Here is a 14,644-nt window from a genome sequence, read left to right as displayed (position 1 = left end):
AAACTATGAAAACAGTATTATTAACAGGGTTTGATCCGTTCGGCGGAGAAAATATCAATCCAGCTTGGGAAGTAGCAAAAGGTTTGCATGAAAAAACAATTGGAGAATACAAGATAATAAGCAAACAAGTACCAACTGTATTTCATAAATCAATAAGCGTATTAAAAGAGTATATAGAAGAACTAGCGCCGGAAATTATTATATGCATTGGACAAGCTGGGGGCAGACCAGATATTACGATAGAACGTATCGCAATTAATATTGATGATGCAAGAATCGCTGACAATGAAGGGAATCAGCCGGTAGATGTACCGGTTGTAGAAGAAGGAGCGATTGCGTATTGTTCTACACTTCCGATGAAAGCAATCGTAAAAAAACTTCGCGAAGAGGGTATACCGTCATCTGTTTCACAGACGGCAGGCACATTCGTTTGTAATCACTTATTCTATGGACTTATGCATGAACTAGAGAAACATGATAAGAAAATAAAAGGCGGATTCATTCATATTCCGTTTTTACCAGAACAAGCGAGTAATTATCCAGGGCAACCGAGTATGTCACTTTCTACTATTCGTAAGGGGATAGAATTGGCAATCGAAGTAACGACGACAGTTAAGGTAGATATTGTAGAGGTTGGGGGCGCAACGCATTAAGTAAAATGAATTGTACAACACCTCCTGTAAACAACTGGTATAATAAGAATAGGAAAATACATAGAGGTGATTTTTGTGCAACAATTTGAAGAAGTACGTTCAATTTTAGAAAAAGCGAAGAAAATTACAGTATTAACAGGCGCTGGTGCAAGTACGGAAAGTGGTATTCCAGATTTTCGTTCAGCAAATGGATTGTATGCTGATGCGAATGTGGAGATGTACTTATCAAGAGGGTACTATAACCGAAGTCCGAAAGAATTTTGGAAGCATTATAAAGAAATCTTTCAAATTAATACGTTCCATCAATATAAACCAAATCGTGGCCATCGCTTTTTAGCTGAGCTAGAAGAACAAGGGAAAGATATTACGATTTTAACGCAAAATATTGACGGTTTACATCAATTAGGTGGCAGTAAGCATGTCATTGATTTACATGGAACACTTCAAACAGCACATTGTCCAAAATGTAAATCAGGCTATGATTTACAGTATATGATTGATCATGAAGTACCGCGTTGTGAGAAGTGTAATTTTATTTTAAATCCAGATGTTGTTTTATACGGAGATACACTGCCGCAATATCAAAATGCGATGAAACGTTTATATGAAACAGGTGTACTTCTCGTTATGGGAACGTCATTAAAAGTACAACCTGTCGCTTCATTCCCGGAAATCGCAAAGAGGGAAGTAGGAGCAACAACTATTTTAGTAAATGAAGAGTTAACAGGACAGGAATATAACTTTGATTTTGTTTTTCAAAATAAGATTGGTGAGTTTGTTGAAGGGTTATCTTCAATGAAATAAGTTATCGAAAAAACTGAGGTATCTGCCTCAGTTTTTTATTTGAGTAATCACTGTTTTAAGCCATATGAAAACATTTTGATAATGTAGTAACAACATCTCTATAATTTATAAAAAATTGTTTCGTAGGTAAAATAGCAGAGTAAGAAGTAATATTATCTTTAGCGAATACACAATCGTCATAAAGTAAGCTAATATGTAGCTGTTGTAAAGGATTTATTTCGTTTTGCTTTAAGTATAGAACTAAGTCATTATAAAGTTGTTCACTATAATTACTTACGGAATATTCTATTGAAAGCTGACCTGCTATGCTAGTCCACCATACTTTAAAACTACATATTAATTCTTTAAATGATTCCTCATCACATAAATTAGCGTCAAAAAGCTTCTTATAAAATATATGATTCTCCTCGTGAAAAATTTGTAAATCATATCTGTCGTTAGCAGTTTGTTTACGAAGAGTCAGCCATAATTCTTTGAAATTTGTTTTAAAGTCAGTGGAGAAATGTAATGTTTTTGTTATGTAAGGAAAACGAAAATTTTCTTTTTTTCCTTTTTGATTGAGATAAATATTTTGAATGTAGATCATAAAGTTTAAACAATGTGGTGTATGAGTATGTATGATAAACGAATCTGTCATTTCCGTTCTCTCCTTAAGAAATGTCTTTTATGAATTTATTTCTTTAGTATACAAAGAAATGTAAACTAATGGTATAAAAATCAATTTGCCCCATTTTTCTTTTAGAATAATATTCATGTTATTGTGCATTAAGGGAATGGTAATAAATAGGATGTAAAAACAAAAAACTGAAAATTAAATCTTTTATTTCTTTTATAATTAATATAAAATTCTATATATATCATATAAATAAATTTGATACATAATGATTTTGCGTAGAAATGTTAATAGAATGAAGCGAGGGAGCGAAATGAGACAGAAAAAGGAGCAGAAAAAACAATCGAAAAAGAAAAAGACTCATATTCCATTTCGGTTAAATGTACTATTTTTTATTGTCTTTCTTTTATTTTCAGCTATTATAATTCAATTAGGTAAAGTACAAATCATTGATGGAGAAACGTATAGAAATGAAGTAAACAAAAAGGAAGATGTAACGGTAAGTACTCCCGTTCCTAGAGGGAAAATGTTTGATCGACAAGGTCACGTTATTGTAAATAATAAACCATTGCGAACCGTTACATATACGAAAATGAGAGGAGTAGACTCGAAAGAAGTTTTACAAGTAGCAAGAGATTTAGCTAAGCTAATTGAAATGTCGCAAGAGGACATGGATAAGTTAACAGAGACAGATAAGAAAGATTTTTGGATGCAGTTAAATGAAAAGCGGGCAGCAGCGAAAGTAACGAAAGAAGATGAGAGTAAATTTAGAAAGCAAGAAATAGAAGGAAAAGAGTTAGATAAAAAAGTAGAAGAACTGCGCCGGGAAAGAATTACACAAGAAGAATTAAATGAGCTTTCAAAGGAAGATATAGAAGTATTAGTAATTAAAAGCAAAATGAATGCGGGATATAAAATGACGCCGCAAATCGTTAAAAAAGATGTAAGTCAAAATGAATATGCTGTCGTTAGTGAAAGGTTGGCAAGCTTACCAGGGGTAGATACGACAGTAGATTGGGAACGTGAATACCCAAATGATAAAATACTGCGCTCTATACTAGGTAGCGTTTCTAATGAAAATGAAGGATTGCCAAGAGAACAATTAGATTATTATTTAGTTCGTGATTATAATCGAAACGACCGTATTGGTAAAAGTTACATTGAAAAACAATATGAAGATGCACTACATGGAACGAAGGAACAGTCTAAAAATATTATGGATAAAGCAGGGAAGATTGTTCGAACAGAAAAAGTGACTGAAGGAAAAAGTGGAAATAACTTGATGTTAACAGTCGATATGGATTTACAGAAAAGAGTAGAGGGCAGCCTTGAAAAGAATTTACGAGCCTTTCATGCTGCAGAGCCGATGATGGATCGTGCGTTCGTAGTAATGATGAATCCGAAAAACGGTCAAATTTTATCAATGGCAGGAAAGAAAATTGTAAATAAAGATGGCGGTATGCAAATAGAAGATTATGCATTAGGAACGATGACAAGTTCTTATGAGTTAGGGTCAACTGTAAAAGGGGCTACTTTATTAACTGGATATCAAACAGAAGCGATTAAGCCGTATACACATTTCTTTGATGCGCCAATGTATTTTAAAGGAAGTTCTAAGCCGAAGAAATCGTGGAAAGAATTTGGGGATATTGATGATTTAAGAGCTTTGCAAGTGTCATCGAACGTTTATATGTTTAATACGGCTTTAAAAATGGCAGGCATTAATTATGTCCCAAACAATCCATTAGACATTAAACAAGAAACATTTAATAAAATGCGCTACTATTTTAGACAATTTGGCCTAGGTGTGTCGACTGGTATTGACCTGCCAAATGAATCAATTGGTCAAGTAGGTAGAACTGATAACATACCCGGATTTTTACTTGATTACGCGATTGGACAGTATGATACATATACGCCGCTTCAGCTTGCACAATATATTTCCACAATTGCAAATGGCGGTTACCGAATGAAACCACAAATTGTACAAGAAGTTAGAGAGCAACCGAATAGACCAGAGGATGTAGGAAAAGTCGTTCGGTCGATTGAACCAGTTGTATTAAATAGAGTGGATATGGACACTTCGTACATTAATCATGTAAAAGAAGGATTTAGAAGAGTTTTTCAAGAAGCTGACGGAACAGGTACCGGAACGTTTAAAGGTCTACCATATAAACCAGCGGGAAAAACAGGAACAGCTGAGACAGTATATGGTGGAGAAAGTGATATTGGAAGAGATGAGAACAACAACCGAAAAAAATGTTATAATTTAACTCTTGCCGGTTATGCACCATATGATGCTGATCCGGAAGTAGCTTTTTCAGTTGTTGTACCATGGGTGAATGATGATAAATCAGGAATTAATTCTGCGATTGGTAAAGAGATTTTGGATGCGTATTTTGAATTAAAAACAAATAGATCAAATGCAAATTCAATTCCAGTAGAACAACCGAACAAGGGACAGTAAAAATAGTATCACTGCATGGAAACATATTGTGCAGTGATATATTTTTTGAGTTAAAAAGCGCTTTATAAGGTGGGAATGGATATGAAAAAGGAGATTAAGAGAGGCTGGGGAAAGTACATACTATTTATATTGGTGATAGTCATAGGCTACCATTCTTTTACTTTATGTAAGGTGGAAGGGGAATCGATGCAGCCGACTTTATATGAAGAAGACTACGTATTTGTAAATAAAGCGGTAGTACGTCTTTCTAATTTACAACACGGAGAAATTGTCATTATAAAAGAAGAGGATGAATCGAAATATTATGTGAAACGTGTAATAGGGCTTCCTGGTGATGTAATTAACATAACGAACGGAAAGGTATATGTGAACGATAAAAAGCAAGAAGAACCATATACAAACAAAGATTTATTTAACAACACACAAGTGTTTTATAATTTTCAAAAGACAAAAATTCCGCCAAATAAGTTATTTGTAATGGGAGATAACCGCGAAGTAAGTAGAGATAGTCGAAATGGCTTAGGATATATTGAAGAAGATAACATAATAGGCAAGGTGGAATTTGTATATTATCCTTTTTCAAAAATGAAAATGATAGAATAAGTGGGGGATGAGCAAAACCCCACTTATTAAAGTTTCACTTTATTTTCTTTAAAAAACCTTTTGGATTAAATGATATGAAAAATTTATGTTTAGACTCGTCGATTATGAAGTTATTATTTTTAGTTAAAAACTCATCCACAGCTTCCATCGGGCCAGGACCCCAATCGGGAAGAAGCGGATTTCCATTAATGGAGGTATCTTCTACAATCATATAACTGCCAGTAGTGACGATAGATTTATATAGTAATAGTTCTTTGGAAACATGTTCTTTACTATGATCAGAATCTAAAATAACTAAAACCACATCATCAGGTTTGCGCATGCTTACAATTGTTTGGATGGCCTGCACAGAAACAGAAGATGCTGTTAAATACGTAATCCGATTATGTGATGGCCGATTTGGCTGCGGAGTTATATCGATAGTAAGTACGTGACCTTTTCCAATTAAATCTAACATAGAAGCTAAATACAGTGCACTACCACCGTGAAAAGTCCCGCATTCAATAATTAAATCGGGCTTTAATTCATAAATAATTTCTTGATACAAAAAGAGATCAGAGGGAAGTTTACAGATTGGAACCCCGAACCAGTGTGTATCGTTTAACCACACGAGGCTGTTGTAATATTGGTTTAGAAATTCATTGCTTATATTATCGATTTTAAATTCTCCTTTCTAAAAAGGATTCTCTCGTTTGACGTAAAGTGTTTACGCATGAAAGTTGTACTATATATTATGTAGTAAGGAATTGTAAGGCGAGTGTTTTTACTTGAAAATAAGCCAAATAACTCATGTGGAAAATGAAAGGAAATGATCGTATGTACAAATACACAATTTGTTTTATTAGAAAAAGCGATAAAATACTGCTATTAAATAGAAATAAAAAGCCGAATATGGGGATGTGGAATGGTGTTGGAGGAAAAATAGAAGAGAATGAAACGCCATACGAAGGAATAATTAGAGAAACGTTTGAGGAAACGGGTATAGAACTTTCAAGTGTAACGTATAAAGGGACTGTTGTTTTTAAAGGTAAAGATGAGCCTCAGGCTAGTGAAGGAATGTATGTGTTCGTTGCTGATTTTCCAGATGGAATGCAAATGAATACACCATTACGTACGGCTGAAGGATTATTAGAATGGAAAGAAATTGATTGGATATTAGATGGTGATAATAGAGGTGTAGTTAGCAACTTACCAAAATACTTACCGACAGTAATAACAGAAGAAAATAAGTTAAAACATATATTCACGTACGATAACCGGAATATTATTAATTACACAACTGCATGTTTGACAGAAGATGATGCGAACAAGCGATATGAAAAACAACTCATTTCTCAATAGAAGAGGATAGTGAAAAATCACGTTTTGTTCTCATTATATATACGAAGTGATTATATGTTTCAGAAATACAATTTATTGGTCAGAATTGTAATATGTATGATATAACTTTTCTTATGGTGAAAGCGTAGAGAACATACGTAAACGGAACAAAAAAGAGGTGGCTTTGCCGCCTCCTTTTTGTTAGCTGTGAATCGCCTTAATCATAAATCGATGTTGCTTCACATCAAAATATCCTTTTTGTAAGATAATTTCATGTATACGATATAACTCCTCATAATACCTTTCGACAGTAAAATCAGGAATTTGCCACGGAATCGCTTTTAAATAGTAGACGATAGCGCCAATATCATAAAAGCGTTGGAAAGGGAATTCTTCCTTTGCTTCTAAAATAGTAAATCCAGTTTCCTCTAACTCACTACATGCTGCTTCAAGTGAACAACTTGCAAATTCGTTATTTAGCGGTGCGTTAAATTGCTCATTAAGTTCCACACAATCGAGACCACCAACTTGTTGTGTAAGGAAAATCCCATTTTGAGAAAGGATTCTTTTTACTTCAGAAGCAGCATATGATTCATGTTGGTTTAGGATTAGATTAAACTGACCATCTTGAAATGGCAATGCAGTATCATCGTTCACCTCTACAACAGTAACCCCTAAAGGCTCTAATTTCTTTCGAGCAATTGGCACGTTTGGAGCGTAGCCCTCAGTAGCATAAATAGTTGACGGGAACGGTTGTAACATAGATAAAAACTCTCCGCCGCCAGTTCCCATATCTAGCATTGATTTAGCGCGTTGCATAAGTTGGAAAGCAGTACTGCCGTACGACCACGATAAAGGCTCGCTCTTCATTCGACCCGTTTCTGAAATGAAAGAAAAATCCCAACCGCTAAAATGTGTATTTGCACTTTCTAATAAAGTTAAAAATAATGGATCACGTTTCATAATTGTATCCTCCTATTTTGTAAGTAAATGATATGGTGAGAAAAGAAAAAAGGAGGACCTCTTATGAAAGGGGAACGGTTTTACATTTCGTGTTCGAATAGATTCATATAAATTCGCTCCTTGTGAGAATAGTAATTTATATATTCGGGATAATCGAGTGGGAATCCTTTGAAATTATGGGATAAGGTAGTTGTTTGATGAAAGATTGGATGGAGTGTACAGAAAAAGGTTGCACTCAAACTTTAGAAAAGGTATTTAGTAAACTTAAATTTCCGCCCAGCCCTTTTATGAGATATGTGATATTTCTCACTACTATTAAGTAACAATAAAGTCGTACTGTTTATAAAAGAAGTGACGTTTTTGTATCCCTTTGGATTTACTTATCTATGGGATAAGTAAAGAAGTAGACATATAAACTGAATATAAAAACGTTTTAATTCTTTGAAACATTCCATAATTTAGTATTGTTATATATGGAATAATTTATTTGTACGAAAAGAGGAATAAGATGTTTATACAAAAGTATAAGGGTTTGATGCTGGGGGTAGTTGGTGCTGTATTAGGAGTAATATCCTTTGTTTATTTTAAAGATTTAGATTATATATAAGACGGGCCTTAAGTTATTATCTGTAACATTAATCATTATAGGTCGGGTTATTGCCTGTGATTCGACCCGTTTCAATAAAAAAAGAGAATAATAACGTATAAGATTATTATTATATAAATTTAGCTTGTTGAGCATGAGGAATACTAATCTTACAAAATTGTAAGATTAGAAGTCACATAGTTAGATAGAAGTCATTAACTTATGAAAAAAACTCATCTATAATCCAGATATAAATCATTTACTAAAGGAGTATTCTAATGAAAAAAATTATAAGTTATACGGTTGTTATTGCTATTTTTATAGGAATAGGATTAGGAGTAAAACGTTATGTGCAAGGTCCAGGACAACCAGTCGATGGGATTCTAGTTAGTGGTACTGCAACTGACGTAGAAAAAGTTAAACAAGAGTTTAAAGATGACACTAAACAATCAATAGACTATAAGGTAAAGTACGTCACAACAACAAAAAGGAGTCCATTATCAGAAGAAGATAAGAAACAAAATGATACAAATGAAGAATTTGAAATCAACACTACAGAATATGCAGTTATTAATAGTTCTACCGCGGTAAAATTATTTAATAAGGGACTTCTAAGAGCTAGAAAAGATCCAAATTTAGCATCTATTATTTCTGAGAGGGTGAAAGATGAAAATAAAGTATCTAGTGATCAGAATCTATTATTTTCTTATGCGGCTAAGGATTCTATGGTTGATAATTTTGAAAATAACCATTTGAATTTGAACGGTAAGATGGTATCTGCCCAGTATGTTAAACAGCAAATTTGGATTGGGTATGCCCCAATGAACCTTGTTATTCTAAAAGACCAAGACTATAATGCAATTTCTGAATCAGAGTCAATAATGAAATTAATTCAATTTAAAAAACGTGATTTTGATTATAAAAACAAACAAGAAGTAGATAAAGTTTTACAACAGATTGATAAGGTCTCATCGAATAATCAGTATAAAATAAACTTTGTAGAGGTACAAGACTAACTTAAAATGATAAGAAGGTGATATAAATGGAAATCGTAAGAATAGAAAATGTAGTCAAAAGTTATGGTGAAGGAAATAGTAGGGTAGATGCTTTGAAGGGCATAAATCTTTCTATACAGCAAGGGGAATTTGTATCAATCGTAGGAGCTTCTGGCTCAGGTAAAAGTACATTGTTACATATTTTGGGAGGGTTGGACCGTCCGAGTTCAGGACAAGTATTTATTGGAGAGAACAATATTTATAATTATTCAGATAATGAACTTTCGATATTTAGAAGAAGAAAAGTTGGTTTTATATTTCAGTTCTTTAATTTAATTCCTGTATTGAATGTACAAGAGAATATAGCTTTACCCACTTTACTAGATAATGAACCTGTAGATAATCCTTATATGGACGAAATTATTGAAATTCTGGGACTTCATGAAAGACGAAATCATTTACCATCTGAATTATCAGGAGGTCAGCAACAACGGGTTTCGATTGGGAGGGCACTTATAAATCGCCCACATTTAATCTTAGCTGATGAACCTACAGGAAATCTGGATACTCAAAATACAAAAGAAGTCATGGATTTATTAAGATTGACAGCAAAAAAATATAATCAAACTATTGTATTGATTACTCACGATTTAAAAATTGCATCAACTTCTGACCGTATTATTACAATTGAAGATGGCCAAATCATTTCCGATCAGTGGCTATCCACGAATAAGCCTAAGACGGGAGGAAACTAATCTTGATTGGTAATTATAAACAATTAAGCAGGAGATACTTAAAGGGAAATAAGAAACGAACAATTTTAACTTTGATAGGAATCGTACTCTCTGTATCGTTAATTTCTACAATCGGCCTATTTATGAACGGTACTCAGATTTCTCAAATCGAGAATACGAAAAAGAGGCAAGGGTATTCTTTTCATGCCGTTGTATTAAATTACGATGAATCGATATTGAAAAAAATTAAATATAACCCGCAAATTGAATCATTTGGTTTAATGTCACAGGGAGAAACAGTCCAAGTTGGAGAGGCTGCTGTACAAATGAATTTTGCTGATGATAACGCCTTGGAATTTTTAAAATACAGTATTATTAAGGGCAGATTGCCATCTAATGATCAAGAAGTTGCTGTTGATCCCTGGGTATTACCTTATATAAAAGAAAATATTCAAATAGGTGATTTATTCGAATTAAATGAAAAAAAATACAAATTGGTTGGTTTTCTAAGTGATAGTACATATACACAGGAAAATAAGGTGGGACGGTTACTAACCTATAAGAGTAAGTTTAGCGCTGGTGAAGGAAAAATATTAGTTGGAATTAGCTCAAAAGCAAACTTTAATGAGGTTTTAGAGGGACTCAAGGCCATTTCCGGAGAAAATAATATTAATATAAGTAATGAATTAATTCAATTAGAGAAACCAGGTTACAATAATTCGATTATGGCTACGCTAATTATTACAATCAGCATTGTTGTGATAGCGACAATTGTTGTGATTTACAACGCTTTTCAAATCAGTGTCGTAGAACGAACGAGGCAGTTTGGCTTGTTGAGAAGCATTGGTGCAACACGAAAGCAAATTAGACAAATCGTTCTGAGAGAAGCTACTTTTCTGGCTGTTATCGCTATACCAATTGGAATTATATGTAGCCTAATAGCACTTGCCTCTCTGCAGTTCACTTTTTCACTTTTAATGGAAAATAGTAAAGCGGTCTCGATATTTTATGTTGATTGGAATATTTTAATAATCAGTTCGATTATTACCTTGCTTTCTGTAATAGCGTCAAGTTTGTACCCAGCTTATTTTGCAGGGAAAATCTCCCCTTTGTTGGCAATTAGTAGCAGGTTGTCAATTAAAAAGGAACAAATCAAAAAACAAAAGAATTCCATGGTGAAAAAACCTTTATCTATTCCTTTGAGCATGGCTATGAAAAATGTTAACCGAAATAAAAATCGCTATACCATTACAATCTTATCAATTATTATAAGTAGTGTGTTATTTATTACTTTCTCGTATTTAATGAGTGTTGCATTTGCATCTAAATCTTTTGATAAGTTATCTGTTAAATCGGATATTACAATTAAGATAGTGGATAATAATCCAGATCATTTAGCTGAAAGTGAACAAGTTTTGCATCAATTGAAATCACTTGAAAATATATCTAAAGTATACGAAAAACAGGAGAATAGCTTTGAAACTAAATTAAAGGATGTAACTCAATCTTCTGCGACAGTAAAGGAAATAGAAAACACGATTGGAAAAAGCTATACCATTACAATCGTAAATAATTATCAAGAAAATAAAACAAAAAAAGAAGAAAAACTTACTTTACAAGTGCTTGCATATGGTTTCATCACAGTCATTTCTTTAATTAGTAGCGTTAATATCCTCAATACTATAACTATAAGTATCATGACTAGACGAAAAGAATTGGCCGCTTTGAAATCCATTGGTATGTCACAAAAGGATTTGAAAAAAATGATTACCTATGAAGCTTTGATTTACGGTTTTTCTGGAAGTTTACAAGGAATCTTTTTTGGCTGTATATTGTCTTATATTATATATTTAGCTATATCTGATATGTTGAAAATGACATGGACGATTCCCTATGAGGCTTGTATCATTACGTTTGTTTCAGCTTTAATAATTAGTTATTTATCAGTCTTAAATCCATTGAAAAAAATTCAACAAGATAATATTATTGATAATATTAGAGAACAATAATATTATAAGCCTGGCTAGATTATAGCCAGGCTATTGTAATTGGAGTATAAGCTAGGGGAAAAAAGGAGAGGGCATACTTGAATAAAAAAATATTACTAGTTGAAGATGATGAAGCTCTTGGCATAGCCATCGAATTTTCATTGAGAAATGAAGGTTATGAGGTGATTAGAGCGTCCAGTGTAAAAGAAGCTAAACACCAGTTTGTTCACAATACATTTGATTTGTCCATCCTTGATATCGGCCTACCAGATGGTAATGGTTATGACTTATGTTTGTATTTTAAAAAGAAAAACGAGAATTCGATTATTATTTTCTTAACTGCACTAGATGAAGAAGCAAATGTGGTAATGGGGCTGGATATAGGCGGTGATGATTATATAACCAAACCTTTTCGGGTTAGGGAACTCATGGCCAGAGTGAAAGTACAATTGCGTAAACAAGCGTCGCTAGAAACGCCATCTCAAATTTTAAGATCTGAGAATATAAGAATCGATACGAACCTAGTCAAGGTTTATAAAAATTGTGAAAGTATTACATTGACGAATTTAGAATACAAGCTGCTATTGAATTTCATGAAGAATTCTCACAAAGCATTAAAAAGAGATGAACTCCTACAACAAATAACAGAAGGAGAAAATGCTTTTTTTGATGAAAACACGTTATCTGTATACATAAAGCGTTTAAGAGCTAAAGTTGAAGACAATCCTCAAAAACCACAGTTTATCGTTACCGAAAGAGGATATGGTTATCGTTGGAGCAAGGACGTGATTGGGTGAGCAAGATAATGAAAAATACCGAGTTAAAAAGCTATATGACGATACTAGCCGTCCTTTTATCTATATTTGTGATTTACCAATTTATTATTCAACAATTATTTTATGATCATTTGAAAAGAGACTCTATTGCAACATGGGGGGAAATTACAGCTAGGTTGGTAGAGCAGAATCCAGAAAATGAAGCGGAAATTATGAAAGTCTTATCAAGTCATTCGTCTCACTCAAGTAAATATCAGGAAAAAGGGACAGAGATCCTAAAGCAATATGGATTATATGAAGACTTGGATTCAAAATTTTTTCCTCACTTAAATAATCTAATTATTAATCACAATCAATTTATGATGTGGGGATTGATTGCTTTTGGATTTTTACTTTTTGTTGCAAACTACATGCAACAAAAAATTATTTTCAATAAGATTAGCCAGCTTACTAGAGCTGCAAAAAAGATAATCGAGGGAGATTACTCGGTTGTCATCAATGAAAATAAAGAGGGGGATTTCGCGAAACTGGCGATTTCATTTCGTTCAATGAGGGATATCATTAGAAAAAATATGCATGATTTGCTTGAAGAGAAACGGTTTTTAGGAGAAATGTTGCAGGATATATCTCATCAGTTAAAAACGCCGCTTTCAACTATTTCTATCTATAATGAAATGTTGTTAAATGAGAAACTATCCCGAGAGCAACAAGCTCAATTACTACAAAATAATGATATTCAGATTTCTAGAATGAATATCTTAATTCAGAATTTGTTAAAAGTAGCAAAAATTGATGCAAAAGCGATTTCGTTTGATAAAGAGCCAGGGAATTTAGTAGATACGACTGAGGAAGTACTAAATCGCTTGCAAAGCATGATAAGTGATAAAAATATTTTGATTGATTGGAATGCACCAAGAGAAATAGTCGTTATTCACGACAAATTATGGATGCAGGAAGCTTTGTTAAACCTGTTGAAGAATGCAATCGAACATTCTAAACCCGGTGGTAAAATAATGATTCAGGCCAAAAATTCTCCAATCTATACAGAACTAGTAATCCAAGACTTTGGAGAGGGAATTTCAGCTGAAGAATTACCCCATATTTTTGAACGATTCTATAAATCAAGTAGTTCTAAAAAGCACGGATCGACCGGAATTGGATTGGCACTTGTCAAAGCTATTATAGAGGCACATCACGCCTTAATTACAGTTGAAAGTGAAAAAAATGCTTATACAAGATTTACAATTATTTTTATGAAATTTTAATAACAGTTTGGTATATATTTTAATCTTTTTAATATAAAGGGGTTTTTTTATGTTTAATAGATTGAAGTGTTTTCTTTTATCTGAGAAAGATATAGTTGATACTGTGAAAAAATACAAGGAGGAAAAAATACACGTTTCCATAATAAAAGATTTTTTAGGGGATTTAATCTTAATAAGAACTTTTACATTTTTAATGTTTGTTCCAGTATCAACTTTTATTTTTTCAGTTATAATTTATGGAGCTGTTTTCTTTTTATCAGGCATTAAGATTACTGTTTGGGGCATCACTATAATGTTATTAGTTCCAATAACATTACTTTTCTATATGAATATAACTAATACATCAATTATTATTACTGATTTAGTGAGAAAATTTTTATTAACCATAAAATATCTAAATCCATTTTACTCAATCATAAATAAACCTTGGCTCTTTATTTTTGAATTATTAATTGGTTTTTTATATGTATTTCTGCTATCTTTATTTTCTATTTGGATAGTATTACATTCATTAGAAATAGATTTTTCTGAATTTAGTTCGGAGGACAATCGAAGTTTTCAATTTTCAATTATTATTTTACATACAGCAATTTATTTGTTTATAAGAGTTCATGGCCAGTATTGTAAGACAACTAAGCAAAAAATTAAAAAGCTGAAAATGAAGTTTTATTTATGGTTTTGTTCTATGATTGCAAGTATTGTATATATATTTGAATCACTCTTTAATTATATGAATGGAATCCAAGCAATTTATTTTATTTTTGTTTTAATGATTGCTTTAGAAAGAACAGTGACACATTATAAGAAATTTATAGATTTTTTAGAATGTGAAAATTTGTATGAAAAATATTTTTAGAGAGAAAAGTCTTTTGAAATA

Annotated in this window: 14 protein-coding genes; 11 read left to right on the top strand and 3 right to left on the bottom strand. The window is 32.6% G+C overall.

Annotated elements, in window-relative coordinates; translation table 11 throughout:
* Nucleotides 1–5 precede the first annotated feature (5 nt).
* A complete protein-coding gene (pcp, locus tag ACTL4X_RS15200; protein WP_441394916.1) occupies nt 6–653 on the top strand; it encodes a pyroglutamyl-peptidase I in 648 nt (215 codons plus the stop codon).
* 66 nt (nt 654–719) lie between these two features.
* Entirely contained in the window at nt 720–1,457 is a 738-nt protein-coding gene (locus ACTL4X_RS15195) for an NAD-dependent protein deacylase (protein ID WP_074554685.1), read from the top strand.
* Between the two features lie 55 nt (nt 1,458–1,512).
* Here ACTL4X_RS15195 and ACTL4X_RS15190 read toward each other — a convergent pair whose 3' ends face one another.
* The gene (locus tag ACTL4X_RS15190) at nt 1,513–2,094 is read right to left on the bottom strand and encodes a hypothetical protein (RefSeq protein ID WP_033695849.1); all 582 of its coding nucleotides are present in this window, start codon (nt 2,092–2,094) and stop codon (nt 1,513–1,515) included.
* A 289-nt stretch (nt 2,095–2,383) separates the two neighbouring features.
* Here ACTL4X_RS15190 and ACTL4X_RS15185 point away from each other — a divergent pair, with 289 nt between their 5' ends.
* Nucleotides 2,384–4,537 carry a peptidoglycan D,D-transpeptidase FtsI family protein gene (locus ACTL4X_RS15185; RefSeq protein WP_151639920.1) on the top strand — a complete coding sequence of 718 codons (2,154 nt, stop codon included), beginning with the start codon at nt 2,384–2,386 and terminating at the stop codon, nt 4,535–4,537.
* Between the two features lie 81 nt (nt 4,538–4,618).
* Nucleotides 4,619–5,140, top strand: a complete 522-nt coding sequence (lepB, locus tag ACTL4X_RS15180; RefSeq protein ID WP_002094069.1) for a signal peptidase I — start codon at nt 4,619–4,621, stop codon at nt 5,138–5,140.
* Nucleotides 5,141–5,174: 34 nt separating this feature from the next.
* Here lepB and ACTL4X_RS15175 read toward each other — a convergent pair whose 3' ends face one another.
* Entirely contained in the window at nt 5,175–5,798 is a 624-nt protein-coding gene (locus tag ACTL4X_RS15175; RefSeq protein WP_265736937.1) for a cephalosporin hydroxylase family protein, read from the bottom strand.
* 158 nt (nt 5,799–5,956) lie between these two features.
* Between ACTL4X_RS15175 and ACTL4X_RS15170 the strand changes: the two genes are divergently transcribed.
* On the top strand, nt 5,957–6,481 hold the full coding sequence (locus ACTL4X_RS15170) for an NUDIX hydrolase (protein ID WP_002182860.1): 525 nt from the start codon (nt 5,957–5,959) through the stop codon (nt 6,479–6,481).
* A gap of 180 nt (nt 6,482–6,661) precedes the next feature.
* On the opposite strand, the gene ACTL4X_RS15165 is transcribed toward ACTL4X_RS15170, so the two are convergent.
* Nucleotides 6,662–7,423, bottom strand: coding sequence for a class I SAM-dependent methyltransferase (locus ACTL4X_RS15165; RefSeq protein WP_151639921.1), 762 nt, complete (start codon nt 7,421–7,423; stop codon nt 6,662–6,664).
* Nucleotides 7,424–8,287: 864 nt separating this feature from the next.
* Between ACTL4X_RS15165 and ACTL4X_RS15160 the strand changes: the two genes are divergently transcribed.
* The 6 genes from ACTL4X_RS15160 (at nt 8,288) to ACTL4X_RS15135 (ending at nt 14,623) form a co-directional block, all read left to right on the top strand.
* Nucleotides 8,288–9,025: a lipoprotein BA_5634 family protein gene (locus ACTL4X_RS15160; RefSeq protein WP_086401659.1), complete on the top strand. Its 738-nt coding sequence runs from the start codon at nt 8,288–8,290 to the stop codon at nt 9,023–9,025.
* Nucleotides 9,026–9,051: 26 nt separating this feature from the next.
* Nucleotides 9,052–9,759: an ABC transporter ATP-binding protein gene (locus ACTL4X_RS15155; RefSeq protein ID WP_000407086.1), complete on the top strand. Its 708-nt coding sequence runs from the start codon at nt 9,052–9,054 to the stop codon at nt 9,757–9,759.
* A gap of 2 nt (nt 9,760–9,761) precedes the next feature.
* Nucleotides 9,762–11,747: an ABC transporter permease gene (locus tag ACTL4X_RS15150; RefSeq protein WP_048538269.1), complete on the top strand. Its 1,986-nt coding sequence runs from the start codon at nt 9,762–9,764 to the stop codon at nt 11,745–11,747.
* A 77-nt stretch (nt 11,748–11,824) separates the two neighbouring features.
* Nucleotides 11,825–12,523: a response regulator transcription factor gene (locus ACTL4X_RS15145; protein ID WP_001035093.1), complete on the top strand. Its 699-nt coding sequence runs from the start codon at nt 11,825–11,827 to the stop codon at nt 12,521–12,523.
* An 8-nt stretch (nt 12,524–12,531) separates the two neighbouring features.
* Nucleotides 12,532–13,767 carry a HAMP domain-containing sensor histidine kinase gene (locus tag ACTL4X_RS15140; protein ID WP_000798887.1) on the top strand — a complete coding sequence of 412 codons (1,236 nt, stop codon included), beginning with the start codon at nt 12,532–12,534 and terminating at the stop codon, nt 13,765–13,767.
* 49 nt (nt 13,768–13,816) lie between these two features.
* Nucleotides 13,817–14,623, top strand: coding sequence for a hypothetical protein (locus ACTL4X_RS15135; RefSeq protein ID WP_033695853.1), 807 nt, complete (start codon nt 13,817–13,819; stop codon nt 14,621–14,623).
* The last annotated feature ends 21 nt before the right edge of the window (nt 14,624–14,644 follow it).

This window comes from Bacillus sp. RE35 (assembly GCF_052146655.1).
Taxonomy (GTDB): Bacteria; Bacillota; Bacilli; order Bacillales; family Bacillaceae_G; genus Bacillus_A; species Bacillus_A cereus.
The sequence above is the reverse complement of the archived record's forward strand: the minus strand, read 5'-3'. Positions and strand labels throughout refer to the sequence as shown.

Excerpts from the sequence above, each read along its gene's own strand:
- pcp (WP_441394916.1), top strand. The coding sequence starts at position 6 with ATGAAAACAGTATTATTAACAGGGTTTGATCCGTTCGGCGGAGAAAAT.
- ACTL4X_RS15190 (WP_033695849.1), bottom strand. The coding sequence starts at position 2,094 with ATGACAGATTCGTTTATCATACATACTCATACACCACATTGTTTAAAC.
- ACTL4X_RS15185 (WP_151639920.1), top strand. The coding sequence starts at position 2,384 with ATGAGACAGAAAAAGGAGCAGAAAAAACAATCGAAAAAGAAAAAGACT.
- lepB (WP_002094069.1), top strand. The coding sequence starts at position 4,619 with ATGAAAAAGGAGATTAAGAGAGGCTGGGGAAAGTACATACTATTTATA.
- ACTL4X_RS15170 (WP_002182860.1), top strand. The coding sequence starts at position 5,957 with ATGTACAAATACACAATTTGTTTTATTAGAAAAAGCGATAAAATACTG.
- ACTL4X_RS15165 (WP_151639921.1), bottom strand. The coding sequence starts at position 7,423 with ATGAAACGTGATCCATTATTTTTAACTTTATTAGAAAGTGCAAATACA.
- ACTL4X_RS15160 (WP_086401659.1), top strand. The coding sequence starts at position 8,288 with ATGAAAAAAATTATAAGTTATACGGTTGTTATTGCTATTTTTATAGGA.
- ACTL4X_RS15155 (WP_000407086.1), top strand. The coding sequence starts at position 9,052 with ATGGAAATCGTAAGAATAGAAAATGTAGTCAAAAGTTATGGTGAAGGA.
- ACTL4X_RS15140 (WP_000798887.1), top strand. The coding sequence starts at position 12,532 with ATGAAAAATACCGAGTTAAAAAGCTATATGACGATACTAGCCGTCCTT.
- ACTL4X_RS15135 (WP_033695853.1), top strand. The coding sequence starts at position 13,817 with ATGTTTAATAGATTGAAGTGTTTTCTTTTATCTGAGAAAGATATAGTT.